At 69.1% G+C, this 24,936-nt stretch carries 24 protein-coding genes; 8 read left to right on the top strand and 16 right to left on the bottom strand.

What is annotated here, in order from left to right; genetic code table 11:
* Window positions 1-57 precede the first annotated feature (57 nt).
* On the top strand, window positions 58-390 hold the full coding sequence (locus DI276_RS24320; RefSeq protein ID WP_112267119.1) for a YciI family protein: 333 nt from the start codon (window positions 58-60) through the stop codon (window positions 388-390).
* Here the strand turns inward: DI276_RS24320 and DI276_RS24315 are convergent.
* From DI276_RS24315 to DI276_RS24300, 5 genes are read right to left on the bottom strand one after another with little or no spacing between them, the layout of a single operon-like run.
* A complete protein-coding gene (locus tag DI276_RS24315; protein WP_157984905.1) occupies window positions 376-753 on the bottom strand; it encodes a VOC family protein in 378 nt (125 codons plus the stop codon). The two genes, DI276_RS24320 and DI276_RS24315, sit on opposite strands and share 15 nt — an antisense overlap.
* A 38-nt stretch (window positions 754-791) precedes the next feature.
* Window positions 792-968 (bottom strand): hypothetical protein, encoded by a 177-nt coding sequence (locus DI276_RS24310; RefSeq protein WP_198680855.1) that lies wholly within the window; start codon window positions 966-968, stop codon window positions 792-794.
* A 1-nt stretch (window position 969) separates the two neighbouring features.
* The gene (locus DI276_RS50170; RefSeq protein ID WP_157984904.1) at window positions 970-1,194 is read right to left on the bottom strand and encodes an ABC transporter substrate-binding protein; all 225 of its coding nucleotides are present in this window, start codon (window positions 1,192-1,194) and stop codon (window positions 970-972) included.
* 48 nt (window positions 1,195-1,242) lie between these two features.
* Window positions 1,243-2,058 carry an ABC transporter ATP-binding protein gene (locus DI276_RS24305; RefSeq protein WP_112267115.1) on the bottom strand — a complete coding sequence of 272 codons (816 nt, stop codon included), beginning with the start codon at window positions 2,056-2,058 and terminating at the stop codon, window positions 1,243-1,245.
* A gap of 46 nt (window positions 2,059-2,104) precedes the next feature.
* On the bottom strand, window positions 2,105-2,914 hold the full coding sequence (locus DI276_RS24300; RefSeq protein WP_112267113.1) for an SAM-dependent methyltransferase: 810 nt from the start codon (window positions 2,912-2,914) through the stop codon (window positions 2,105-2,107).
* Between the two features lie 117 nt (window positions 2,915-3,031).
* Between DI276_RS24300 and DI276_RS24295 the strand changes: the two genes are divergently transcribed.
* Window positions 3,032-3,886 (top strand): hypothetical protein, encoded by an 855-nt coding sequence (locus DI276_RS24295; protein ID WP_157984903.1) that lies wholly within the window; start codon window positions 3,032-3,034, stop codon window positions 3,884-3,886.
* On the opposite strand, the gene DI276_RS24290 is transcribed toward DI276_RS24295, so the two are convergent.
* The 10 genes from DI276_RS24290 to DI276_RS24245 form a co-directional block, all read right to left on the bottom strand.
* On the bottom strand, window positions 3,855-4,664 hold the full coding sequence (locus DI276_RS24290; RefSeq protein WP_112267109.1) for a helix-turn-helix transcriptional regulator: 810 nt from the start codon (window positions 4,662-4,664) through the stop codon (window positions 3,855-3,857). The two genes, DI276_RS24295 and DI276_RS24290, sit on opposite strands and share 32 nt — an antisense overlap.
* Window positions 4,665-4,698: 34 nt before the next feature.
* Window positions 4,699-5,577 (bottom strand): FecCD family ABC transporter permease, encoded by an 879-nt coding sequence (locus tag DI276_RS24285; protein WP_112267107.1) that lies wholly within the window; start codon window positions 5,575-5,577, stop codon window positions 4,699-4,701.
* Between the two features lie 27 nt (window positions 5,578-5,604).
* Window positions 5,605-6,042, bottom strand: a complete 438-nt coding sequence (locus DI276_RS24280; protein ID WP_112267105.1) for a hypothetical protein — start codon at window positions 6,040-6,042, stop codon at window positions 5,605-5,607.
* 87 nt (window positions 6,043-6,129) lie between these two features.
* On the bottom strand, window positions 6,130-8,784 hold the full coding sequence (locus DI276_RS24275; RefSeq protein ID WP_112267103.1) for an AfsR/SARP family transcriptional regulator: 2,655 nt from the start codon (window positions 8,782-8,784) through the stop codon (window positions 6,130-6,132).
* 3 nt (window positions 8,785-8,787) lie between these two features.
* Entirely contained in the window at window positions 8,788-9,162 is a 375-nt protein-coding gene (locus tag DI276_RS24270; protein ID WP_112267101.1) for a hypothetical protein, read from the bottom strand.
* Entirely contained in the window at window positions 9,162-9,953 is a 792-nt protein-coding gene (locus tag DI276_RS24265; RefSeq protein ID WP_232836873.1) for an alpha/beta hydrolase, read from the bottom strand. The genes DI276_RS24270 and DI276_RS24265 overlap by 1 nt, the downstream gene beginning before the upstream one ends.
* A gap of 13 nt (window positions 9,954-9,966) precedes the next feature.
* Complete coding sequence (yjfF, locus tag DI276_RS24260; protein WP_112267097.1) at window positions 9,967-10,941, bottom strand: galactofuranose ABC transporter, permease protein YjfF; 975 nt, start codon at window positions 10,939-10,941, stop codon at window positions 9,967-9,969.
* Window positions 10,938-11,921 (bottom strand): ABC transporter permease, encoded by a 984-nt coding sequence (locus DI276_RS24255; RefSeq protein ID WP_112267095.1) that lies wholly within the window; start codon window positions 11,919-11,921, stop codon window positions 10,938-10,940. The genes yjfF and DI276_RS24255 overlap by 4 nt, the downstream gene beginning before the upstream one ends.
* Window positions 11,918-13,447 carry a sugar ABC transporter ATP-binding protein gene (locus tag DI276_RS24250; protein WP_112267093.1) on the bottom strand — a complete coding sequence of 510 codons (1,530 nt, stop codon included), beginning with the start codon at window positions 13,445-13,447 and terminating at the stop codon, window positions 11,918-11,920. Before DI276_RS24250 ends, DI276_RS24255 begins: the two co-directional genes overlap by 4 nt.
* 172 nt (window positions 13,448-13,619) lie before the next feature.
* Complete coding sequence (locus tag DI276_RS24245) at window positions 13,620-14,591, bottom strand: ABC transporter substrate-binding protein (protein ID WP_112267091.1); 972 nt, start codon at window positions 14,589-14,591, stop codon at window positions 13,620-13,622.
* Window positions 14,592-14,791: 200 nt separating this feature from the next.
* Here DI276_RS24245 and DI276_RS24240 point away from each other — a divergent pair, with 200 nt between their 5' ends.
* The 6 genes from DI276_RS24240 (at window position 14,792) to araA (ending at window position 24,037) form a co-directional block, all read left to right on the top strand.
* Window positions 14,792-17,269 (top strand): alpha-L-arabinofuranosidase C-terminal domain-containing protein, encoded by a 2,478-nt coding sequence (locus tag DI276_RS24240; protein ID WP_112267089.1) that lies wholly within the window; start codon window positions 14,792-14,794, stop codon window positions 17,267-17,269.
* Window positions 17,266-18,705, top strand: coding sequence for a family 43 glycosylhydrolase (locus tag DI276_RS24235; protein ID WP_112267087.1), 1,440 nt, complete (start codon window positions 17,266-17,268; stop codon window positions 18,703-18,705). The genes DI276_RS24240 and DI276_RS24235 overlap by 4 nt, the downstream gene beginning before the upstream one ends.
* A gap of 83 nt (window positions 18,706-18,788) precedes the next feature.
* A complete protein-coding gene (locus DI276_RS24230; protein WP_232836872.1) occupies window positions 18,789-19,802 on the top strand; it encodes a LacI family DNA-binding transcriptional regulator in 1,014 nt (337 codons plus the stop codon).
* Window positions 19,803-20,175: 373 nt separating this feature from the next.
* A complete protein-coding gene (araB, locus tag DI276_RS24225) occupies window positions 20,176-21,858 on the top strand; it encodes a ribulokinase (protein ID WP_232836871.1) in 1,683 nt (560 codons plus the stop codon).
* Window positions 21,858-22,511 carry an L-ribulose-5-phosphate 4-epimerase gene (locus DI276_RS24220; RefSeq protein WP_112267083.1) on the top strand — a complete coding sequence of 218 codons (654 nt, stop codon included), beginning with the start codon at window positions 21,858-21,860 and terminating at the stop codon, window positions 22,509-22,511. Before araB ends, DI276_RS24220 begins: the two co-directional genes overlap by 1 nt.
* Window positions 22,512-22,528: 17 nt before the next feature.
* Window positions 22,529-24,037 carry an L-arabinose isomerase gene (araA, locus tag DI276_RS24215; RefSeq protein WP_112267081.1) on the top strand — a complete coding sequence of 503 codons (1,509 nt, stop codon included), beginning with the start codon at window positions 22,529-22,531 and terminating at the stop codon, window positions 24,035-24,037.
* On the opposite strand, the gene DI276_RS24210 is transcribed toward araA, so the two are convergent.
* On the bottom strand, window positions 24,007-24,843 hold the full coding sequence (locus tag DI276_RS24210) for an alpha/beta fold hydrolase (RefSeq protein WP_112267079.1): 837 nt from the start codon (window positions 24,841-24,843) through the stop codon (window positions 24,007-24,009). The genes araA and DI276_RS24210 overlap by 31 nt on opposite strands.
* Between the last annotated feature and the right edge of the window lie 93 nt (window positions 24,844-24,936).

Below are 24,936 nucleotides of genomic sequence, written 5' to 3'. Positions count from 1 at the left end.
CCGGCGCTCGCCCCGAGTCGGTATGGCTGAGGAACTCGGGATCGAGGAGGTACCGCGATGAAGTTCGTGACGATCGGCTACGGCGACCGCGAGGGCTACGACCGAACGGACGCGTCCATTCGCGACGAAGCCCATGCGCACGACCAGCGGCTACGCGCGGCAGGTGTGGAGATGGGGATTGCCGGTTCGCCCGTTCAGGTGCGCAACCACGACAACGCCGGAACTACCGCGGAGAGCGGGGCTTTCCTGCAAGCCTCGCTACCGGTGGCGGGCTTCGCGATCATCGAGGCGGATTCGTTGGAGGAGGCGGTTGAGCTCGTCTCGCACACTCCGTGCGCGGTTGCTCACGGAGTGGTGGAGGTGTGGCCGCTGGAGTCAGCGCAGGGGTGACCTGTCGCCCACGGACCACTTGTGCCCGAACGGATCCGTGAACCCGCCCTGCCGGTGCGTCCCCCACGGCACCTGATGGTCCACGACCGCCGATCCCTGGACGGCTCCGGACGCGACAGCGCGAGCCACGAAGCCGTCCGGGTCGTCGGTGAACACCTCGATCCGCACGCTGGTGACCGGACCGGGACTGCTCTCCGCAGGGTTGTCCGGGTTGATCTGGTGGAGGAAGAAGGGTGCGCCGCCGATCTCCAGACCGGCGACGCCACCGAGGTTCCACAGTTCCGTGGCACCGAGCGCGCCGCGGTACCACGCAAGGGCGGCATCGGCGTCGGGGACGATCAGCATCACCGAGATCGCGGTCATGCCCACAGCTTGCTCCCCGGACGCCGACGCTGCACGGATCAGCCGGCCGCCTTGACCAACTCGTCGATCGCGTGAGGCAGCGAGGCCAACGTCGCCTGCGACATCGCAGCACCCACCGCAGGCCCCTCGCTGTCCGGCAACCAATGCACCTTGCCGGCCTTCACCGCAGGCAGGTTGGCGAACAACGCGAACCCCTTGAGCGACTTCTGATCCACCTCATCGGCGATCACCCGGGACGGTGCCCAGCGCGAGCATCGTCTGGTCGTCGGTGCAGCCGAGGGAGACGACGCGCTTGGGCGCCCGCTTGATCTCCGTCGAGCCGAAGAAGTGCTCGATCGTCACGGGGAACGTGCCGCCGGCGGCGTTTCCCGAGTCCGGCGTCGGGGTGGCGGAAGCACACCCCGCAACCGCAAAGACAACGGCCAGCCAAAAACGCTTCATGCAGCCCCCAGGTCCTCAGCTCCCAGCAACGAGATAAGGGCAGCCAACCTATTCGGACTGAGGCACCACGTGGGTCCGGCCGATGGGGACGATCAACGGGCGTTCGCTGACCGGGTCGTCGATGACCTTCGCCTGCAGGCTGAACGTGTCCAGCAGCAGCTCGCTCGTGATCACCTCGCTCGGATGTCCTTGCGCGACAATGGCTCCCGCCTTCATCACGATCAGGTTGTCGCTGTAGCGGACGGCGAGGTTGAGGTCGTGCAGCACCATCACGATCGTGGTGCCGCTCTCGTGCAGGTCGTCGACGAGGTCGATCACGTCGATCGCGTGCGCGAGGTCCAGGTAGGTCGTCGGCTCGTCGAGCAGCAGCAGATCGGTGCCCTGGGCGAGGGTCATGGAGATCCACACGCGCTGCCGCTGGCCGCCCGACAGCGAGTCGACCGGGCGGTGCGCGAGGTCGGTCACGCCGGTCATCTCGAGGGCCCTGGCCACGATGTCGGCGTCGTCGCTGGACCACTGGCGCAGCCAGTTCTGGTGCGGGTGCCGGCCGCGGGCGACCAGGTCGGCGACGGTGAGGCCCTCCGGCGCGATCGGGGTCTGCGGGAGCAGGCCCATCTTCTTCGCGACGTCCTTGGTCTTGAGCCGCGCGATGTCGTGGCCGTCCAGCAGCACGGTGCCGTGGCGCGGCTTGAGCAGGCGGGACAGCGTGCGCAGCAGGGTCGACTTGCCGCAGCCGTTCGGCCCGATGACCGTGGTGATGACGCCGGTCGGGATGGAGACGTCCAGGTTGTCGAGGACGACGCGGTCGGCGTACCCGACCGTGACGCCTTCGGCACCCAGGCGGGCGTGGGGGAGCGCGGTCATAGGCCAACCTTACTTAACTGAGGCTGGCCTCAGACATCGCGTTGTCCTATGGCTTGCGTCCCACCGCGGCGAGGCCGGTGTACCGCTCCGGGTGCTCGTCGACGTCTTCGAGCGACTCCGGCCGCCACAGCGGGAGGAACACCACGCCGGGATCGACGAGGTCGAAGCCCTCGAAGAAGCCGGTCACGACCGGTTTCGACCGCATGCTCATCGGGGTCGGGGTGCGGCGGTAGAGGTCCTGGTGCTCCTCGGCCTTGTCCGGCTGGCCGTCCTGGCTGGCGTGCGACATCACCAGGAAGCTGCCCGGCGCCATCGCCTCGCGGTACCCGGCGACGATCTTGGCGGGGTCGTCGGCGTCGGGCACGAAGTGCAGCACGGCCACCATCATGACGGCGACCGGCTGGCTCAGGTCGAGCAGTGACCGGACGCCGGGACTGTCCAGCACCTTGGCCGGATCGCGCAGGTCGGCCTCGACGACCGACGTGAGCTCGTCGCCGTCGAGGATGTTGCGGCTGTGCACGACGGCGACCGGGTCGCAGTCGACGTACACGACGCGCGCGTCCGGCGCGAACTTGCGCGCGACCTCGTGCACGTTGCCCGCGGTGGGGATGCCCGAGCCGAGGTCGAGGAACTGCCGGATGCCCTGCGCGACGCAGAACCGCACCGCGCGGCGCAGGAACGCCCGGTTGGCCTGCATGATCAGCGGCAGGTCCGGCCACATCTCGATCGCCCGCTGCGCCATCTCGCGGTCGACCGCGAAGTTGTGGGCGCCACCCAGGTAGTAGTCGTAGACCCTGGCGGCGCTGGGGCGCGTCAGGTCGATCTCGCCCGACGGCGGGGCTGGCCCATCTGTCATGAAGTCGCACCCTACCGCTACGCAGAAGTACGTATGGCGACGACTCCGGCCGACATGGGCTCATTTCGTTGGCACGACGGACGTGCCGACAGAACGCAAAACGGGGGAGTCACTCGAATGAACAAACCTCGCAGACTCGTGGCCGGCCTGCTGCTGGCCGCCGGACTGACCGCGAGTGTCCAGATCGGACTCGCGAGCCCGGCGTCGGCCGCGGTACCCGGCCTGGAGATCATGCCGCCGGCCACGAGCGCCACGAACTCCGCGTCGTTCAAGTCCGCCACGGCCGTCTGCACCGGCGGCAAGGTCGTGGTCGGCACCGGCGCTCGGATCAACGGCGGAGGCGGCGACGTCGTGCTCGACGAAGTCATCCCGTCCGAGGACCGGGTCACCGTCGGTGCGTACGAGGACGAGGACGGCACGGCCGCGAACTGGAGCGTGACCGCGTTCGCGGTGTGCGCCAACCGGCCGTCCGGCTACACGATCACCAGTGCCGCCTCCACCAGTGCGGTGCGGTTCGAGACCGAGCTCAGCGCGACGTGCCCGGCCGGGCGGCGGGCGCTCGGCGGTGGTGCCGAGGTGACCGGTGGGCTCGGGGAGGTCAGCATCGACGACGTGTTCCCCGGCGACACGGGCAGTCACTCCAAGGGGTTCGCCGACCCGACCGGGAACCCCAGGGCCTGGTCGCTGCGGGCCTACGCGATCTGCGCGTTCGACCCCGGCGGGCTCCAGGTCGTGTTCCCGCAGAACTCGTCGGTGCCCGGTTCGCCGACCTCGTCGTTCGAGTTCCAGCAGTGCCCGGCGGGCAAGCGGCTGATCTCCACCGGCTGGGACTTCATCAACTCGCTCGGCCGGGTGCTGGTCACCGGTTCGGTGCCCAACACCAACGCCACCCTCGTCACCGTGCACGAGGACGAGGACGGCTACAACGCGAACTGGCAGGTCACCACGATCGCGGTCTGCGCGTTCGCCTGACGTCAATGGCGGCGATGAGGCTGGCGCGGTTGACGACGCCGAGCTTCGCGTAGATGTTCTGGAGATGTTTGCCGGCAGTCCGCGGGCTGATGCCCAGGCTGCCGGCGATCTCGCGGTCGGTGAGCCCGGCGGCGAGGTGCTCGACCACGTCGCGTTCCCGTGACGTGAGGTGGTCCAGCAACGGACGTGCCTGCGCCAGGCCTTCTTCGTGCCTGGCCAGCACGCGCACCGCCGAGGTGAGCCGGGCGACGCGCTCGCGGTGGTGTTCGGCGTGGGCCAGCTGGCGGGAGAAGAGGTCGGCGAGCGCCCGGTCGCGGGCCCGCACCCCACGCCGGCCGCGGTGGAACGCCAGTGCGGACGAGTGCGACCGGCCGGTGACGACCATGCTGAAGAGCTGGTCGGCGATTCCGGCGGGTTTGTGGAAGTCGTGGTACAGCCCGAGCCGGGCGAGCTGCTCCCGGTTCGCCAGGTCGCTCAGGGCGATCGAGGTGTGCCGGGCGAGCCGTCCCGCCTGGTAGGCGTGGAACACCGGGTGCTCACGGGCAGCGGGGGCGAACTCCGGCCGGCGCCCGAGGTCCGCGCCGAACGGCTCGTCGCCGAGGATCGTGATCCGTCCGGTGACCGGGTCGAGCCGGACGTAGCAGGCCGAGTCGCAGCCGACCAGGGCCGCGACCCCGGCGAGCACGGGTTGGGGCAGGACGGCCGCCGTGGTGTTCTCGTGCACCGCGTGGACGAGGTCGAGCATCCGCCGCAGGTCCTTCGCTGCGATCTCAGGCATGCAGAAAAGGTGCGGCGGACGAGAGCCCGGATACTCAAGCTCGCTTCAGATTGGCGCGCACGAGCAGATAGACGAGGAACGGGCCGCCGATCATCGCCGTGACGATGCCGACGGGGAGGTCGTTCGGCAGCACGGTCCGCGCGATGAGGTCCGAGCCGATCAGCAACAACGCGCCGAACAGACCCGAGGCGATCAACGGCGGCACCGGAGTGCGCAGCAGCCGCATGGCGATCTGAGGCGCGACGAGTGCGACGAACGGCACCGGACCCGCAGCCGACACGGCAACTCCGGCAAGAAGCACCGCGCACAGCAGCAGTACGGCTCGCACGGCCGAGTACCGGACACCGAGACCGGCGGCCACGTCGTCACCGAAGTGCAACGGCTTGAGCTGGAACGCCGTCACCAGCACGACGACGACCAGCGCGATGGTGACCCACAGCGTCGTCCACACCTCGGTCCACGACCGCGAGTCGAGCGACCCGACCAGCCACGACTGCGCGCGGGCGACGTCACGGATGTCGGCCAGCACGAGCAGCCACGTGGTGACCGCCTGCATGACCGCGTTGACCGAGACGCCGATGAGGATCAACCGGAAGCCGTCGATCCCGCGGCGCCACGCCAGGAAGTAGACGAGCAGCCCGGTCAGCAGCCCGCCGGTCAACGCCGCCGCGGGCAGCCCGACCGCCGCGCCGTTGGTAGCGGTGACGAGGAAGACCGCCGTCGCGCCGGCCCCGCTGGTGATGCCCAGCACGTCGGGGCTGGCCAACGGGTTCCGCGCGATCGACTGGGTGAGCGCACCGGAGATCCCCAGCGCGGCACCCACGATCAGGCCGACGAGCGCGCGCGGCATCCGCAGGTCCATGACCACGAACTCGTCGACCCGCTCGCCCTGCCCGAAGATCGTCCGGACCACCGCGGACCTGGCTACGTTAGTGCACCCTTACCTGGTTTCGATGGCCTGCACCGTCTTGGCCAACGCTCCACCGAGGACCTTCCTGCCGAACAGGCCCAGCACGACGCCGAGCAGCCGGCCCTTGAGGTTCTTGCCCTCCCGCACCACTTCGGCGTGCACGACGGTCGTCCCGTCGGCCTGCTTCGTGAACGTGTAGGTGTGGCCGGACTTCCCGCCCCAGACGTTGGAGTCCACTGTGGTCAGCACCACGCGGCTGAGGTCGGACCAGTCGTAGTGCAGACGTTCCCAGATGCCGCCGGCTCCCTCGGTGACGTCGGCGAAGGTCTCGCCCTGCTCGTGCACCTTCAGGTAGTCGTCGGTGCTGTTGGGGAAGAGCCGTGTGCGGCCGGGACCGAAGTCGGTGAGGCCCGCGACGAACTGCTCGGGCGTGGCGGTGGTCGGCTGGGACAGGGTGATGGTGGACATTTCCTCGCTCGCTCCTCATGACGCTGGTTGCAGGAGCCAGACTTCCCCGTCCCGTGGGTCGTTCGCGCCAGTGAGGAACCCTGGTCGTCAGGACCCCGGGGGCACGTGGAGCTCTGCCAGTTGCCTGCGCATGCGGTCGGCCTCGTCGTCGCGGCCCTGCTGTTCGAGCAGGTCCAGCGCCTCCAGCCAGACGTGCGCGGCCCGCTCGCGTTGATCGAGGGCGACGTGCGGGTGGCCGAGGTTGGAGAGCGAGTTGGCGGTCATGTAGTCGTCGTTCTCGGCCCGGTACAACGCCAGGGCGCGCTCGTAGAGAGCGATGGCCTCGGTGTGGTGGCCGGCCTGGTGCTCGATGCGGGCGAGCGTGTCGACCGCTGTCGCCTCGCCGAGCCGATCGCCCAGTTCGTGCAGCAGTTCGAGTGCCTTGGCGGCGTGCTGGCGGCCGCGGCGGGTGTCGCCGATCTCCGCGGCGCAGTGACCGATGTTGTTGTGCGCCAACGCGAGCAGCATCCGGTTGCCGGTGCGCCGGTAGTGCGGCAGCGAGGCCTGGGCGTGTTCGAACGCCCTGCCGAAGTCCGACCGGTTCGCCCACAACCAGGCCAGGGCGCCGTGCGCGTCGGCGAGGGGGAGTGGCTCGCCCACCCGCTCGGCGAGCGTGCGCGACGTGCGGAGGTGGTGCAGGGCCTCGTCGTAGCGGTGCAGCTGGCCGAGGGTGGTGCCCATGATCCGGTGCGCGACGACCTCGTCGGCCGGGTCCGCCGCCGCGTCGATGGCGGCCTGCCACATGGTCAGCTCGTCGTCGAGGTGGCCGCGCAGCTGGTGGTAGGCGTGCGAAACCCTGGCCAGCAGCACGACCTGGTCGCTCCACCCGTGTGCCGCGGCCGCCTGCTGGACGGCCCGCAGCGTGCCGCGTTCGGCGTCGAACCAGGCCAGCGCGCCTGCCTTGTCCTCGGCCGGAGCGACCTCGGCCGGCGCGGGGTCGAGCGTGATCAACGGCCGGTGCGGGTCGATCACCCGGTCGTTCGCGTGCGCGGTGTGCACGTGGTGGTCGACGAGCCTGCGCAGGGCCGCGTCGCCGTCGGCGTGCCGCGCTCGTTCGGCCGCGTAGGCCCGGACGAGGTCGTGCATTCGCGCGCGGAACCCGCTGGTGATCGAGATCAGCGAGGCCTGTTCCAGTGATCGCAGGGTTTGTCGTGCGTCCTCTGTGGACGTGTTGGCCAGGCTGGCGGCCGCTCGCAGTCCGATGTCCTCGCCGGGCGCGATGCCGAGCAGAGCGAACATTGCGCGCTGACGTTCGGTCAACGCCCGGTACGACCACGAGAGCACGACCGGCACGCTGACGCTCGGGTCGGCGTCGAGCGCGCCGAGCCCGAGCTCCTCGAGCTGGCGGGCGATGGCCGCGAGCGACAGGTCCGGCTCGGTCAGCACACGGGCGCCGACGATGCTCAACGCCAGCGGCAACCCGCCGCACAGGTCGATCAGCCTGCCCGCGGCCAGCGGTTCGCGGCTCAGCCTGCCCGCGCCGATCCTGGTGGCGAGCAACGTGCCCGCGTCGGAGTCGGCGAGCACGTCGAGACCGACCGGCCTGGTGACGAGGCCAGGCAGCCGATTGCGGCTGGTCACGAGCACGCGGCAGGTGTCGCCGCCGGGCAGCATCGGGGCGACCTGGGCGGCGTCGGCCGCGTTGTCGATCACCACGAGCATCCGCCGTCGCGCGATCAGACCGCGGAACAGCGCGGCCCTGGCGTGCGGGTCGGGCGGGACGCGGCCGGCGTCCACGCCGAGTGCGTGCAGGAACCCGCGGATGGCGACGTCCGGCCCCATCGGCGCCTCGTCGGGGCTGAATCCGCGCAGGTCGACGAACAGCTGGCCGTCCGGGAAGCGGTGCAGGTTGCCGTGGGCCCAGTGCAGGGCGAGCCACGTCTTGCCCATGCCGCCCGCGCCCGCGATGGCCGCGACGCCGGTGCGCACGGCGCGGTCCAGCTCGGCCAGGTCCTCCTGCCTGCCAACGAACTGCGCCGGTGCGGACGGCAGCTGCCGCGGCACCTCGACGTGCGGTTGCTGGTCGCCGAGGAGGAGCTTTTCGTGCAGCCGCTTGAGTTCCGGGCCCGGCTCGGTGCCCAGCTCGGTCCGCAGCCTCGCCCGGACGGCGAGGAACTGTTCGAGCGCCTCCGGAATGCGGCCGGCCTGCGCGAGGGCCTGCAGGTGCTGGGCGGCCACGCGTTCGTCGACCGGCCGGGCCGCGGCGAGCGCGGAGACCGTTGCGAGCAGATCCGGACCCCGGCCCAGCTTCAGCTGTGCGTCGATCAGGTCGAGCTCGGCGGCGTCACGTTCCCTGCCGAGGCGGTCGCGGGTCCGTTGCGCCCACTCGCCACCGATACCGGTCAGCGGTTCGCCGCGCCACAACGCGATGGCCTCGCCCAGGGTTTCCGGGTGCTGCCTCAGCTTCCTGAACCGCAGAACGTCCACACCGGACTCGTCGGCGACGAGCACGTACCCGGTGGGCCTGGTGGCCAGCTCGATGCCGAGCTGGCGCAGCCGGGACAGGTAGCTGTGCAGCGTCGCGCGTGCCTGCGAGGGCGGCTCGTCACCCCAGACGCGTTCGGTCAGCTGCGTGACCGAGACGGGCTTGTTGACGTCGACCGCCAGTGCCGCGAGCACACACCGCTGCCGCGCGGGCCCCAGTTCGACGTGGTGTCCGTCGACCCGCGCGGTCACTTCTCCGAGCAGGTCGATCTCGACCACAGATCAGTGATCCTTCTCGGCGGCGGCGAGCGACACGACGGCCAGCCCGGTGTTGACGGCGGAGATGATCGTGGTGAGCTTCGCCGCCCTCGCCGGGAGCTCGCCACTGCGACCAGCGTAGAACGCCGCGGCCGTGTCCGTGGCGTGAATGAGCACAGCCTGCCGCAACACCCGGCGATCGGCCTTGAGCGTCAGCAGGTCGACGCCGAGCACAAGAGTGCGGATGCCGAACATTCGCGCCGGGTACACGAACCTCTTGTCGTCGCCCAGTTCGCCGCCGAGGCTCTTCGCCATCTTCCCGGCCGCGAACAACCCCAGCGCGCCGTTGAAGATCCGAATGCACGCCAGCGCCGTCCTGGTGACATCGCCCAGTTTCATCAGACCGCCTTCGTCAACCAGCACTCGATGTCGTGCCGCGCCGCCTTCGCCTGTTCCGTGTCCTGGTTGGTGAAGGCGTGCGGTGCCTCAGGATAGATCCGCAGCTCGACGTCGCCACCGGCCGCCCGCACCCGTGCGGCCATGGCCTGGTTGTCGTCGAGCAGGACGTCCGCGCCGCCGACGACCATCAGCAGCGGAGGCAGACCGCCGAGGTCGCCGTAGATGGGGGAGATGTCCGCAACCGTGCGGTCCGCCATGTGGCCGACGTACGCCTCGAGGAAGTACTCGTCCGCGATCAATCGACCTGCCGGCGTCAGTCCACTCAGGTCGTACGTGCCGAACTGCAGCACCGCGCGGTCGAACGCGTTGAGTCCGCGCAGCCGCATCAGCGTTGTCATCGCGAGGGTGCTGCCGGCCGAGAACCCGCCGATGGTCAGCCTGGTCGTGCCGAACCGGGACTCGGCGTGCTCGATCAGCCACCGGGCCGCCGTCTCGCAGTCGTCCGGCGCGGCGGGCCAGGGATCCTCGGGAGCGATCCGGTAGTCGACGCTCACGATCGCGAACCCGAGCGCGTCGGCGAGCTGCTGGTTGCGCGCGTTCTCCCGGGCCGTGGGGCCCAGGTAGAAGCCGCCGCCGTGGAGGTCCAGGTGGACGGCACGCGGTGGGCCGGCCGGACGGAAGACGCGCACGGGAACGCGCTGCCCAGCGGCTTCGACGACCTCGTGGGAGGTCACCGAATCCCGCTGGGCGCGCAACGCCAGCAGCTCGTCGAGGTTGCTCGGGCTTCGCACAAGCCCGATCTTGTCAGGTCGTCTGCCGGGGGCGGATCAGCCCGCGCTGCACCGCGATGAACACCAGCAGCAGGGCACCGATCACGATCTTGGTCCACCACGAGCTGAGCGTGCCCTGGAACGAGATCAGCGTCTGGATCGTGCCGAGCACCAGCACCCCGGTGAGAGACCCGAGCACGTAGCCCATCCCGCCCGCGAGCAGCGTCCCGCCGATGACGACGGCCGCGATCGCTTCGAGCTCCATGCCGACGGCGTGCAGGCCGTACCCGGACAGCATGTAGAGGCTGAACAGCAGCCCCGCCAGCGCCGAGCAGAACCCGCTGATCACGTAGACGCCGACCTTGGCGCGCGCGGTCTTGAGGCCCATCAGCAGCGCGGACTGCTCGTTGCCGCCCACCGCGTAGACCGTTCGGCCGAACCGGGTCCGGTGCAGCACGTACAGCGCGACGGCGACCACGACGAGCGCGATGATCACGTTGTAGGTGATGGTGACGCCGCCGGGCAGTTCGATGACGGCGGTGGCGATCGCGCGGAACGTGGTGTCCTTGATGGACACCGACTCCACGCTGATCAGGAAGCACAGGCCGCGTGCCAGGAACATGCCGGCGAGCGTGACGATGAACGGCTGGATGTCGAACTTGTGGATCACCAGGCCCATCAGCAGGCCGAGGGTGCTGCCGATGAGCAGCACGGCGATCACGACGAGCGGCAGCGGCCAGCCGTCCTTGAGACCCGACGCGGTGACCATCGTCGACAGCGCGACCACCGAACCGACGGACAGGTCGATGCCGCCGCTGAGGATCACGAACGTCATGCCGGCCGCGAGCACGATCAGGAAGGCGTTGTCGATGAACAGGTTCGCGATCACCTGCCCGGACGCGAACCCGTCGTAGAGCCCGGAGCCGACGCCGAACGTCAGCACGAACAGCACCACGGTCGCGAGGACCGGCAGGAACCGCGACGGCAGCCGGGTAGCGAGAGCGGTCATGACGAGACTGCCACCTTCCGGAAGCTGAGCGCCGCACGCGCCTTCGGAGCCTGCACCAGGCACACGGCGATGACGACGACGGCCTTGAACACCAGCGTGACCTCGGGCGCGACGCCGATCGTGTAGACGGTCGTGGTGAGGGTCTGGATGATCAGCGCGCCGAGCAGCGTGCCGGTGAGCGAGTAGCGGCCGCCCGCGAGCGAGGTGCCGCCGATGACGACGGCGAGGATCGCGTCCATCTCGATCCACAGGCCGGCGTTGTTGGCGTCGGCGGCGCTGACGTTCGAGCTGATCATCAGGCCCGCGATGCCCGCGCACACCGCCGCGAACACGTAGACGGTCCAGATGATGGTCTTCGCGCGGACACCCGCCAGCCTGGACGCCTCCGGGTTCACGCCGACGGACTCGATCAGCATGCCGAGCGCGGTCTTGCGCGTGGTGAGCGCTACCAGTCCCAGCACCGCGAGGGCGATCAGGATCGAGATCGGCAGCACCAGGAACCCCGCGCCGACCTGCCGGTACGCGTCGTTGTTGACCGTGATGATCTGGCCTTCGGTGACCAGCATGGCGACACCTCGGCCCGCCGTCATCAGCACCAGCGTGGCGATGATCGGCTGGATGCCCAGGCCGGCCACCAGGAAACCGTTCCAGAGACCCAACAGAGCGCAGAGCACCAGCGCGATCGCCATGCCCACGAACGCCGTGCCGACGTCTCCGGACGTTCCGATGTGGACGCACGTGACGGCACCCGCGATGGCCGCGACCGCGCCGACGGACAGGTCGATGCCGCGGGTGGCGATGACGAGGGTCATGCCGAGTGCGATCAGCAGCGTCGGCGCGCCGTTCTTGAGCACGTCGACCAGGCCGCCGTAGAGGTGACCGTCCTGGATGCGCATCTCGAAGAACGACGGGGTGACCACCAGGTTCAGCAACAGCAACGCGGCCAGTGCGAGCAACGGCCACAGCAAGCGGTTCTTCACGACGCCACCTCCTCGGGGAGCTGCTCACCCGCGATGAGCCCGACGACCTCGTCGATGCTCGAGCCGCCGTCCAGTTCGGCGATCTTCTGCCGGTCGCGCAGGACGACGATCCGGTCGGCGATGCGCACGACCTCCTCCATCTCCGCGGAGATGAACAGCACCGCGGTGCCCTCCGAGGCCAGCGTGGTGACGAGCTGCTGGATCTGGGCCTTCGCGCCGATGTCGATGCCGCGCGTCGGTTCGTCGAGGATCAGCAGCCGCGGTTCGGTGACGAGCCAGCGGGCCAGCAGCACCTTCTGCTGGTTGCCGCCGGAGAGCGTGCGCACCAGCGCGTCCGGGTTCGCGGGCCGGATGTCCAGTGCCTTCAGGTACTTCTCGACGAGCTGGTCCTTGAGCTTGCGCGGTACCGGGCGGCTCCACCCGCGTGCGGCCTGCATGGCCAGCACGAGGTTGTCCCGGATGCTGAGGTCGGCGACCAGGCCCTCGCCCTTGCGGTCCTCCGAGCAGAACGCGATCCCGGCCGCGATGGCCGACCGCGGTCCGCGCAGGTGCAGCGGCGTGCCGTCGACGAGCAGCCTGCCCTCGGTCGCTTTGTCCGCGCCGAACAGCAGGCGCGCCATCTCCGTGCGGCCGGAGCCGAGCAGTCCGGCGAGGCCGACGACCTCACCCGCGCGGATGTCCAGGTCGAACGGTGCGATCGCGCCGCGCCGCCCGAGACCTTCCGCCTGCACGAGCACCGGGCCGGACACCTTGTGACGTTCGCTGGCGTCTTCGATCGCCTCCAGCACGCCGAGCTCACGACCGATCATGGCGGAGATGAGCGACCGGCGGTCGAGGTCCTTGGTGAGGTGCTCGCCGACGAGGGTGCCGTTGCGCAGCACCGTCATCCGGTCGGCGATCTCGTAGACCTGGTCCAGGAAGTGCGACACGAACAGGATCGCCACGCCCTCGTCGCGCAGCACCCGCATGATCCGGAAGAGCTCGGCGACCTCGCCCGCGTCGAGGCTCGACGTGGGTTCGTCGAGCACGAGCACGCGGCAGTCGATGGCGATCGCGCGGGCGATCGCGACGAGTTGTTGCACGGCAATGGGATGCGTGTCGAGGATCGACGCGGGGTCGATGTGCACGCCGATCCGCGCCAGCACCGCGGCGGCCTGCGTGCGCATCGCCTTGAAGTCGATGCCGCCGCGCTTGCGGGGTTCACGGCCCAGGAGGATGTTCTCCGCGACCGTGAGGTTCGCGCAGAGGTTGACCTCCTGGTACACCGTGCTGATCCCGGCCTGCTGGGCTTGGGCGGGTTCGGCGAACGCGACGGTGTCGCCCGCCAGCTGCACTGTGCCGCTGTCCGGGGTGTGCACGCCGGTCAGCGTCTTGATCAGAGTCGACTTGCCGGCGCCGTTCTCGCCCATGAGAGCGTGCACTTCACCGGGGAACAGCCGGAAGTCGACGTCCTGCAACGCCTTCACGCCAGGAAATGCGAGGCTGATGCCCCGCATCTCGACGATCGGTGTGTCGGGCTCGGTCATGGGTTCGGGCCTTCGTCGCTTGGGGCGCGGGACCCGTCACCGGGTGGGAGAGAGTGACGGGTCCCGCGAGTCTGCGTTGCCAGGTGCTTGCTGTGTTCGCTGAGTCTGCTGGGGTGCGGGACCCGCCACCACTTGGGCGAGCTGACGGGCCCCGCAGGTCCTGTCGCAGGAATCAGTACTGGCGCGTGGGCAGAGCGGCCTTGGCCTGCTCCTGGGTGAACGTGCCCTCCACGGTCACGACCCTGGCCGGCACCTCCTCGCCCTTGACGACCTTCTTCGCCAGCTCCATCAACTGCTTGCCCAGCAACGGGTTGCACTCGACGATGAAGTTGATCTCGCCGTTGGCCAGCGCCGCCATGCCATCCTTGACGGCGTCGACGGTGATGATCTTGATGTCCTTGCCGGGCACCTTGCCGGCCGCCTTGATCGCCTCGATGGCGCCCAGACCCATGTCGTCGTTGTGCGCGTAGACGACGTCGATCTTCGGCTGGGACTTGAGGAACGCCTCCATGACCTGCTTGCCGCCGGAGCGGGTGAAGTCACCGGTCTGGGAGGCGACGACCTTGATCTCGGGCTTGGCGGCGATCTTCTCCTCGAAGCCCTTCTTGCGGTCGATCGCGGGCGCCGCACCGGTCGTGCCCTGCAGCTCCACCACGTTCGTGGGGCCGGAGGCGTTGGCCACCATCCAGTCGCCGGCCTTGCGGCCTTCCTCGACGAAGTCCGAACCGAGGAACGTCTTGTAGAGCGACGTGTCGTCGGAGTCGATCGCGCGGTCGGTGAGGATCACCGGGATGTTCGCGCGCTTGGCCTCCAGCAGCACGGTGTCCCAGCCGGTCTCGACGACCGGGCTGAACGCGATCACCTTGACCTTCTGCTGGATGTAGGACCGGATGGCCTTGATCTGGTTCTCCTGCTTCTGCTGCGCGTCGGAGAACTTCAGGTCGATCCCGGCGGCCTTGGCCTCGTCCTGGATCGACTTGGTGTTGGCGGTGCGCCAGCCACTCTCGGCGCCCACCTGGGCGAAGCCCATCGTGATGGTGTCACCGGACGAGCCGGTGTCAGTTCCACCACCAGAGCCAGAGCCGCACGCTGTCAGCGCGCAAAGCGCGATCACGCTGGCGGCTGTCGTGATCTTCTTCAGCACAGGGATTCCTCCGAGGTGACTACGGTGTCGCGGAGCCCGGCCGCATGTCCGCGGCTGTCAGGTGGACAAGAGTGAACGCTCACATCCGTCTCGTCAAGCGTTTGACCATAACGACTTGTGAGCGTTGACCTGACCTGGTGTCGGTCGTATGTTAGCGCTCACTTTTGCATTGAACTTCCAACGTCGGGAGCTCAACCCCCATGTCGTCCAGGCACGTTCTGCTGTCCGCCGCTCTGGCGGCCTCCCTGCTGGCAGTCGTTCCCGGTTCGGGAACCGCGGCCGAAACCGACTACACGCTGAAGGTCGACGCCACGAAGAAGGGCGCATCGATCGACGACACGATGTACGGCGTCTTCTTCGAGGACATCAACCGGGCCGCTGACGGCGGCCTCTACGCCGAGCTCGTGCAGAACCGCTCGTTCGAGTACGACAAGGCCGACAACGCGAACTACACGAGCCTGACCTCGTGGGCGCCGCACAGCGGCACCGTGGACGTGTTCGACGACAGCGGCCGGATGAACGAGCGCAACCGCCGTTACCTCAAGCTCGGCCTGCCCGCGGGTGTCATCAACTCGGGCTACAACACCGGAATCGCGATCAAGGAGGGGCAGCGCTACGACTTCTCCGTCTGGGCCCGCACCGACCAGGCCGCGACACCGCTGACCGCCACCATCACCGACCCGGCCGGCCACCCGTTGGGCGACCCGGTGCAGGTCCAGGTCAAGGGCGACGGCTGGACGCGCTACTCCGGCTCGGTCCGCGCGAAGAAGTCGACGAACACCGGCCGGCTGCTGGTCACCGGCGGCGGCACCGGCACCCTGCGCCTCGACATGATCTCGCTGCTGCCGCAGGACACCTTCAAGGGCCACGGCCTGCGGCGCGACCTCGCCGAGAAGATCGCCGCCCTGAAGCCCGGCTTCGTCCGCTTCCCCGGCGGCTGCCTGGTCAACACCGGCAGCCACTACGGCTACGACGCGCCGGACTACGAGCGCCGCCGTTCGTACCAGTGGAAGGACACCATCGGCCCGGTCGAGCAGCGCGCCACGAACTGGAACTTCTGGGGCTACAACCAGTCCTACGGCCTCGGCTACTACGAGTACTTCCAGTTCTCCGAGGACGTCGGCGCCATGCCGCTGCCCGTCGTGCCCGCCCTGGTCACCGGTTGCGGCCAGAACCGCGCCACGAACGACCCCGCGTTGCTGCAGCGGCACATCCAGGACACGCTCGACCTGATCGAGTTCGCCAACGGGCCCGCCGACTCGACGTGGGGCCGCAAGCGCGCCGAGATGGGGCACCCCAAGTCGTTCAAGCTCACGCACCTCGCGGTGGGCAACGAGGAGAACCTGCCGGACGAGTTCTTCGCCCGCTTCACCGAGTTCCGCAAGGCCATCAACGCCAAGTACCCGGACATCACGGTCGTCAGCAACTCCGGCCCGGACGACACCGGCGGCACGTTCGACCGGCTGTGGCAGCTCAACAAGCAGGCCGGCGTGCAGATGGTCGACGAGCACTACTACAACAGCCCGAGCTGGTTCCTGGAGAACAACAACCGCTACGACTCCTACGACCGCAATGGTCCCAAGGTGTTCCTCGGCGAGTACGCCTCCCAGGACAACAAGTACTTCAACGCGCTGACCGAAGCCGCGTTCATGACCGGCCTCGAGCGCAACGCCGACGTCGTGAAGCTCGCCTCCTACGCGCCGCTGCTGTCCAATGAGGACTACGTGCAGTGGCGGCCGGACATGATCTGGTTCAACAACCACGCGTCGTGGGGTTCGGCGAGCTACGAGACGCAGAAGCTGTTCATGAACAACGTCGGCGACGAGGTCGTGCCGAGCACCGCGTCGGCCACGCCGTCCACCCAGGCCCCGATCACGGGCGCGATCGGTCTGTCGACGTGGGCGACCGCGGCTTCCTACGACGATGTGCGCGTTACCAGCGCGGCCGGCCAGCAGCTCTTCAGCGACGACTTCTCCGGTACCGACGCGCAGTGGACGAAGACCGGCAAGGGCGCCTGGAACGTTGTGAACGGTGCCTATGTCCAGTCCGACGCCGCCGCCGAGAACACCCTCGTGACCGCCGGCGACCGGAACTGGCGCGACTACACGCTGAACCTCAAGGCCACCAAGCAGTCCGGGCGCGAGGGCTTCCTCGTCGCGTTCGGCGTGCAGGACACCGGCAACTACTACTGGTGGAACCTCGGCGGCTGGAACAACACCCAGTCGGCCGTGGAGAAGGCCGTCGGCGGTGGCAAGAGCACGCTGATGAGCAACAACACCAGCATCGAGACCGGCCGCACCTACGACGTGCGCGTCGAGGTGCGCGGACGGCACGTCGCGCTGTTCCTCGACGGTCAGAAGTGGGGCGAGTTCACCGACGACAAGCTCGCGGAACCGTTCCGCCAGGTCGTGACCCGCGACCTCGCGACCGGTGAGCTGATCGTCAAGGTCGTCAACGCCCAGGACAACGCGGCCCGCACTCGCATCGACCTCGGGATGCCGGTGGCGTCGACCGCGCGGGTGACCGTTCTGCAGGGCAGGCCGGACGACGTGAACACCGAGTTCGCCCAGCCGATCAAGCCGCGCACGACCCAGGTGAGCGTGCGCAGCTCGTTCACGCACACGTTCCCGCCGAACTCCATCACGGTGTTCCGCGTCAAGGACAGGAGCCGCAAGTGATCGACCGCAGATCCCTGCTGCTGGGCACGGGTGGTGTGCTCGCCGCCACCAGCGCGTTGTCCCTCGCGGGCTCGGCACCTGTCGTGGCCGCGCCGGAACCGGCGGCCGAGCTGCCCACCCGCAACCCGCTGGTCGAGCAGCGCGCCGACCCGTTCATCACCCCGCCGACCGACGGCATGTACTACCTGACCGGATCCGTGCCGGAGTACGACCGGATCGTGGTCCGCGGCGCGTCCACATTGGACGGTCTGACGTCCGCGCGGGAACGGACGATCTGGCGCCGGCCCGCGTCGGGCAAGATGGGCGGCTACATCTGGGCGCCGGAACTGCACCGCATCGACGGCAAGTGGTACATCTACTTCGCCGCAGGGGACAAGGACGAGCCGTTCCGCATCCGCACCTACGTGCTGGAGTCCGCGAACGCCGATCCGCGTCAGGACGGCTGGGTGCTGCGCGGTCAGATGATCACGCACCTGGACACGTTCACCCTCGACTCGACGACGTTCGCGCACCGCGGGAAGCGCTACTTCATGTGGGCGCAGAACGATCCGGCGGTCGGCTCCGGCACGAACCTCTACATCGCCGAGATGGCCTCGCCGCTCGCGTTGAAGACCACGCCGGTCCGCATCGCGACGCCGACGCTGTCGTGGGAGGTGCAGGGTTTCCGGGTGAACGAGGGCCCGGCGGTGCTGATCCGCAACGGCCGGGTGTTCGTCACGTTCTCCGCCAGCGCCACCGACGCCCGCTACTGCATGGGTCTGCTGACCGCGGACGAGAACGCGAACCTGCTCGACGCCAGGTCGTGGACCAAGTCGCCGCAGCCGATCTTCGCGACGCACGTGCCGACGTCGCAGTACGGGCCGGGGCACAACTCGTTCACCACGGTCGGCGACATGGACGTGCTGGTCTACCACGCCCGCGACTACCGCGACATCAACGGTGATCCGCTGTTCGACCCGAACCGGCACACCCGCGTGCAGCGGTTGCACTGGAACGACGACGGCACGCCGTCGTTCGGTGTCCCGGTCGGCCGTGGCGGCCCCATCTCGCGGCTGGCCACGCTGGACGGGTTGTACCTGCGGCACTACGAGTACCGGCTGCGGGTCGACGGCAACGTGCGCGACCTGGCCGACTCGCAGTTCCGGTTCGTGCCGGGATTTCTCGGCTCCGGCACGGTCGCTCTGCAGTCGGTGAACTTCCCCGACCGGTACGTGCGGGTCGACGGCGACGTAGTGCGCATCGACCCGTTCGAGGACTCGGACGCGTACGGCCGGGCGGCGAGTTTCAACCGGCTGCCTGGGCTCGCCGACAAGAAGGCGATTTCGTTGAATGTTGGAGCAGATTCTTATCTCATCCAGGACCGGGGCAGACTGGTGGCCGGCCGGCCCGGAAATGACCGCGACGCGCGCCGACGTGCGACGTTCCGGCTCGAATAGCGGTCACAATGGGTGTGGTGAAGCGAGACTGACGGGTGTTATCGCTAACATCATCGGTCTAGACCAAGGATCGGAGACCGTTCGTGGACCAGAAGATCACGCGTGATCCCGCGATGACCGACGTGGCGCGCCTTGCCGGGGTGTCTCACCAGACGGTGTCGCGCGTGCTCAACGACCACCCGAACGTCCGCGAGCAGACCCGACTGCGCGTGCGGGCCGCCATCAAGGAGCTGGGCTACCGGCCCAACCGGGCGGCTCGTGCGTTGGTCACCGGCAAAACTCAGCTGATCGGTGTGGTGGCGCAGAACTCCACTTTGTACGGCCCGGCCTCGCTGCTGTCCGCCTTCGAGGAGGCGGCGGGGGAGGCCGGGTTCGCGGTCAGCGTCGGCAGGGTGAAGGTCCTCGACCGCGATTCGATAGCGGCCGCTGTCGAACGGCACCGCGACCAGCGGGTGGCCGGGATCGTGGTCATCGCACCGAACTCGTCGGCGGCCGACGCGCTCGCCGACGTGCCGGCCGACCTGCCGCTGGTCACTGTGGACGGCGACCCGGAGCGACCCACTCCGCTGGTCACGGTGGACCAGGGAGCCGGTGCCTTCGAGGCCACCGCCCATCTCCTGCAGGCAGGGCACGCGACGGTGTGGCACGTCTCCGGCCCCCCCGACTGGTTCGACGCGGCCGGTCGCGTGGCCGGCTGGCGGCAGGCGCTGGAGACCTACCACGCGGAGGTGCCGCCGGTGGTGGCGGCTGATTGGAGTGCCGCGGCCGGGTACAAGGCAGGGCAGATGCTGGCCAGGATGCCCGAGGTCACCGCCGTGTTCGCGTCCAACGACCACCTCGCGCTCGGCGTGCTGCGCGCCATGCACGAGCGCGGTCGCCGGGTGCCGCACGACGTCAGCGTCGTCGGGTTCGACGACGTGCCGGAGGCGGCGTACTTCATCCCGCCGCTCACCACCGTGCGGCCCGACTTCGCGGCGGTGGCGCGGGAGACCCTCGGCCTGCTGCTCGAGCAGGTCAGCGAGGGCGAGTCGATTCGGCCCCGGCGGACGATCGCGCCGGTGCTGGTGCAGCGCGAGAGCGTGGCACCGCCGGCCTGACGCGCCGGTTTGGTGCCGGCGGCTTGAGTGCTGGTGGTGGGTGCGGCGGTCGTGAGTGCTGGGGTCTGGTGGCGGTGTTCGTGGGTGGGGCACCGCGTCCTGAGCGCTGGGGTGGTGAGTGCGGCGGTCGTGAGTGGGTGCGGTCGCGACGGCCTTCGGCTGCGCCGCGGGTGGCGACCGCACCCACTCACGACCACCACCCACCTGCCCGCGAGCGCGCCGCGGGCCTGGCCCGTGACCTGCAGCCCGCGTCGACCTCGGCGCGGGCTGTTTGTCGTGCGCTCACTCTTTTGCTCATACCGGTTCTATCAAGGGTTTCATGACGTTCCGCCGACATCTTGACGGACGGAATGTTAGCGATAACACTCAGCTCGTGACTGACAAGACGATCCATCCCGATGCCTGTGTGGTGGGAGTCGACTTCGGCACGTTGTCCGGTCGCGCGGTAGTCGTCCGCGTCCGCGACGGCGCCGAGCTCGGCACCGCGGTGCACGATTACCGCCACGCCGTGGTGGACCGCGTTCTGCCGGCGACGGGCCAGGCTCTGCCGCCGGAGTGGGCGCTGCAGGTGCCTTCCGACTACGTCGACGTTCTGCGGACCGCCGTCCCGCAGGCCGTCGAGAACGCCGGAGTCGCGCCCGAGCTGGTCATCGGCGTCGGTACCGACTTCACCGCCTGCACGATGGTGCCGGTGACGGCCGACGGAACGCCGTTGTGCGAGCTGCCGGAGTTCGCGGACAACCCGCACGCCTACATCAAGCTGTGGCGCCACCACGCCGCCCAGCCGCAGGCCGACCGCATCAACGAGCTGGCCCGCGACCGCAAGGAGCCGTGGCTGCCGCGCTACGGCGGGCTCATCTCCTCGGAGTGGGAGTTCGCCAAGGGGCTGCAGGTCCTGGAAGAGGCGCCCGAGGTCTACGCGGCGATGACCCACTGGGTCGAGGCCGCGGACTGGATCGTCTGGCAGCTCACCGGTGAGTACACCCGCAACGCCTGCACCGCCGGCTACAAGGGCATCCACCAGGACGGCGGATATCCGAGCGAGGAGTTCCTCGCCGCGCTCAACCCGGAGTTCGCGACGTTCGTCAAGGACAAGCTCGACCACCCGTTGTCGGCGCTGGGCGACCGCGCGGGCTCCCTGACTGCGCAGGCAGCCGAGTGGACCGGGCTGCCGCAGGGGATCGCGGTCTCGGTCGGCAACGTCGACGCCCACGTCACCGCACCCGCCGCGCAGGCTGTGGAGCCCGGCCAGATGGTCGCGATCATGGGCACCTCGACGTGCCACGTGATGAGCGGTGACGTGCTGCGCGAGGTGCCCGGCATGTGCGGCGTGGTGGACGGCGGGATCGTGCCGGGCCTCTGGGGTTACGAGGCCGGGCAGAGCGGTGTCGGCGACATCTTCGCGTGGTTCGTGAAGAACCAGGTGCCGCCCGCCTACCACGAGCAGGCGCAGGAGCGCGGGATCTCCGTGCACGAGCTGCTGTCCGAGCTGTCGGCGGACCAGCTGCCCGGCGAGCACGGGCTGATCGCGCTGGACTGGCACAGCGGCAACAGGTCCGTGCTGGTCGACCACGAACTGTCCGGGGTGGTCCTCGGGCAGACCCTCGCCACCAAGGCGGAGGACGTCTACCGCGCGCTGCTGGAGGCCACGGCGTACGGCACGCGGGTCATCGTCGACACGTTCACCGACGCCGGCGTGCCGGTGACCGAGCTGGTGGTCGCGGGCGGCCTGATCAAGAACTCCATGCTGATGCAGATCTACTCCGACGTCACCGACCTGCCGTTGTCGATCATCGGCTCCGCGCAGGGACCGGCGCTCGGCAGCGCCATGCACGCGGCGGTCGCGGCGGGTGCGTTCGCCGACATCCGCGAGGCCGCGCAGGCCATGGGATCGGTGCAGCGCCACGTCTACACGCCGAACCCGGAGAACGTCGCAGCCTACGAGAAGTTGTTTCTCGAATACCTCGAGCTGCACGACCACTTCGGCAGGGGTGGCAACGATGTCATGCGCCGGTTGCGCAAGTACCGCCGTGAGGCACTGGAGAGGAAGATCTGATGTCCGCCACGGCAGAGCTGCGCCGCACGGTCGCCGACCTGCACCGCGAGCTGACCAAGTACGAGCTGGTGATCTGGACGGCGGGCAACGTGTCCGCGCGGGTGCCCGGCCACGAGCTGATGGTGATCAAGCCGTCCGGGGTGTCCTACGACGATCTCGGACCCGAGGCGATGGTCGTGACCGACCTGCACGGCAACCTCGTGGAAGGCGAGTTCGCCCCGTCGTCGGACACCGCGGCGCACGCCTACGTGTACCGGCACATGCCCGAGGTGAACGGTGTCGTGCACACGCATTCCCCTTACGCCACCGCGTGGGCCGCGCGCGGTGAGCCGATCCCGTGCGTGCTGACGATGATCGCGGACGAGTTCGGCGGGGAGATCCCGGTCGGGCCGTTCGCGTTGATCGGCGACGACTCGATCGGCCGCGGCATCGTGGAAACCTTGAGCACCAGCAGGTCCAGCGCCGTGCTGATGCGCAACCACGGCCCGTTCACGGTCGGGCCCACCGCACGCGCCGCGGTGAAGTCCGCCGTGATGCTGGAGGACGTGGCGCGGACCGTCCACTTCGCACTCCAGCTGGGCAAGGCCTCCGCCATCGACCAGCAGGACGTCGACCGGCTTTACGAGCGCTACCAGAACGTCTACGGGCAGTGAGCCCACGAGGAGAGCACATGTCGTTCGCGGGCAAGCCGCAGGTCTGGTTCCTCACCGGCAGCCAGCACCTGTACGGCCAGGAGACGCTCGACCAGGTGGCGGGGCAGTCCCAGCAGATCCAGCGGATGCTCGCCGACTCCGGCAAGATCAGCACCGAGATCGTGTGGAAGCCGGTGCTCACCGACGCGGCCGCGATCCGCGCGATCATGCAGGAGGCGAACAACGACCCGCTGTGCGTCGGTGTGATCGCGTGGATGCACACGTTCTCGCCGGCGAAGATGTGGATCACCGGCCTCGATCTGCTGCGCAAGCCGTTGCTGCACCTGCACACGCAGCTCAACGAGGCGCTGCCGTGGTCCACGATCGACATGGACTTCATGAACCTGAACCAGGCCGCGCACGGTGACCGCGAGTTCGCCTACATCCAGACGCGGATCGGCGTGGCGCGCAAGACCGTGGCCGGTCACGCGAGCGACCCGGTGCTGGCCGAGCGGATCGACGGCTGGGCCCGTGCCGCGGCCGGCTTCGCGCACCTGCGCTCGTTGCGGCTGGCGCGGTTCGGCGACAACATGCGCGACGTCGCGGTGACCGAGGGCGACAAGGTCGAGGCGGAGCTGCGGTTCGGCGTCTCGGTGAACACCTACGGCGTCAACGACCTCGTCGACGTGGTGGACGCGGTGTCCGACGCCGACATCGACCTGCTGGTGGCCGACTACGCCGAGGCGTACCGGCTCGCTCCCGAGCTGGCGCGCGGTGGAGAGCGGCACGAGTCGCTCCGGTACGGCGCCCGCATCGAGATCGGCCTGCGGTCCTTTTTGGACGAGGGCGGGTTCGGCGCGTTCACCACGAACTTCCAGGACCTCGGCGGCTTGAAGCAGCTGCCGGGCCTCGCGGTGCAGCGGCTGATGGCCGACGGCTACGGCTTCGGCGGTGAGGGCGACTGGAAGACCTCGGCGCTGCTCGCCGCGGTGAAGGCGATGGGCACCGGAACCGGCCGCGGCACGTCGTTCATGGAGGACTACACCTACCACTTCGGACCGGGTGAGCCGAAGGTGCTGGGCGCGCACATGCTGGAGGTGTGCCCGACGATCGCGCAGGAGGTGCCGTCCTGCGAGATCCACCCGCTCGGCATCGGCGACCGGGAGGACCCGGTGCGCCTGGTGTTCGACGCGGCGACCGGCCCTGCCGTGGTGATCGGTCTCGCCGACCTCGGTGAGCGCTTCCGCTTGGTGGCCAACGAGATCGAGGTCGTCGCCCCGGACGAGCCGCTGCCGAACCTGCCCGTCGCGCGGGCGGTGTGGCGGCCGGCGCCGTCGCTCTCGACGTCCGCGGAGTGCTGGCTCACCGCGGGTGGTCCGCACCACACCGTGCTGACGCAGGCCGTCGGGCCGGAGACGTTGCGGGACTTCGCGACCATGGCGGCCACCGAGCTGGTGTTGATCGACTCAGGCACCACCCCCGACCAGTTCGGTGACCGGCTGCGCTGGAACTCGGCCTACCACCGCCTGGCGGCGGGGATGCGCTGACTGACGTCGCCGCTGTAGAAGGCGGCGATCCGCTTCCAGGTCGCGACGGGGTTGGAGTACATCGGGAGGTGCCCGCTGTGCGGGATCTCGGCGAGCTCCACCCCGTTCGAGTCCAGCAGCGGCAGATAGGACAGTGACGCGCAGTCCTCGCCGTAGAGGTACATCTTCGGGAACGGGAGCGCGAGGAACTTGTTCAGCAGCTCGCCGTGGTCGGCGAGCTCGACCACCGACCGGAAGATGCTGTGCACGGCGCCGCGGCGGACCTTGTGGGGGAGGTTCGCCACGTACAGGCCGCTCGAGTAGCCCTGCGCGTGGCGGAGGCCCTCCACGAACCGCTGGAAGAGGTCGCCCGAGTCCTGGTGCGACAACACCTGCCTGGTCGGCGCGCAGTCCTCCGGCGCCAGCGTGCCCTTGATGTTGACGAAGCTCAGCACGCGGCCCGGCTCGCGATGGGCGAGCAGCAGTGCCGTGAGGCCGCCGAGCGAGTGTCCGACGAGGTGGTAGCGGCCGATGCCCGACCGGTCGAGCACCGCGCGGGCCGTGTCCACCAGGAACGGCACGTCGATCGCCCCGAGATCCGCGCATTCCGTGGCACCGCAACCGGGCGCGTCGTAGGCGAGGAACCCGCGGTCGGCGAAGTCGTGCCGCTGCGTGATGTCGGTGTAGTCCTCCTTGCTCGTGCCGAAGCCGTGCAGGAACACGATCGGCTCGCCGATTCCGCCGCGGTGGACCGCGGCGATCTTGAGGTTGACCCCCTGGACTCTCAGGCGTAGTTCGTCGTGCACGACTCTGTGCCCCAGTGGCATGGCGGATCCCCGAATTCTGCGCAGGTGCGGTCTGCGGTACGAGACAGTCAGCATGGCATTTGCTGTGAACGCTCACAAGTAGTTGAACCATTG

The sequence above is a fragment of the Lentzea terrae genome (assembly GCF_003265345.1).
Lineage (GTDB): Bacteria > Actinomycetota > Actinomycetes > Mycobacteriales > Pseudonocardiaceae > Lentzea > Lentzea terrae.
This window is presented reverse-complemented; position numbering and strand designations above follow the sequence as displayed.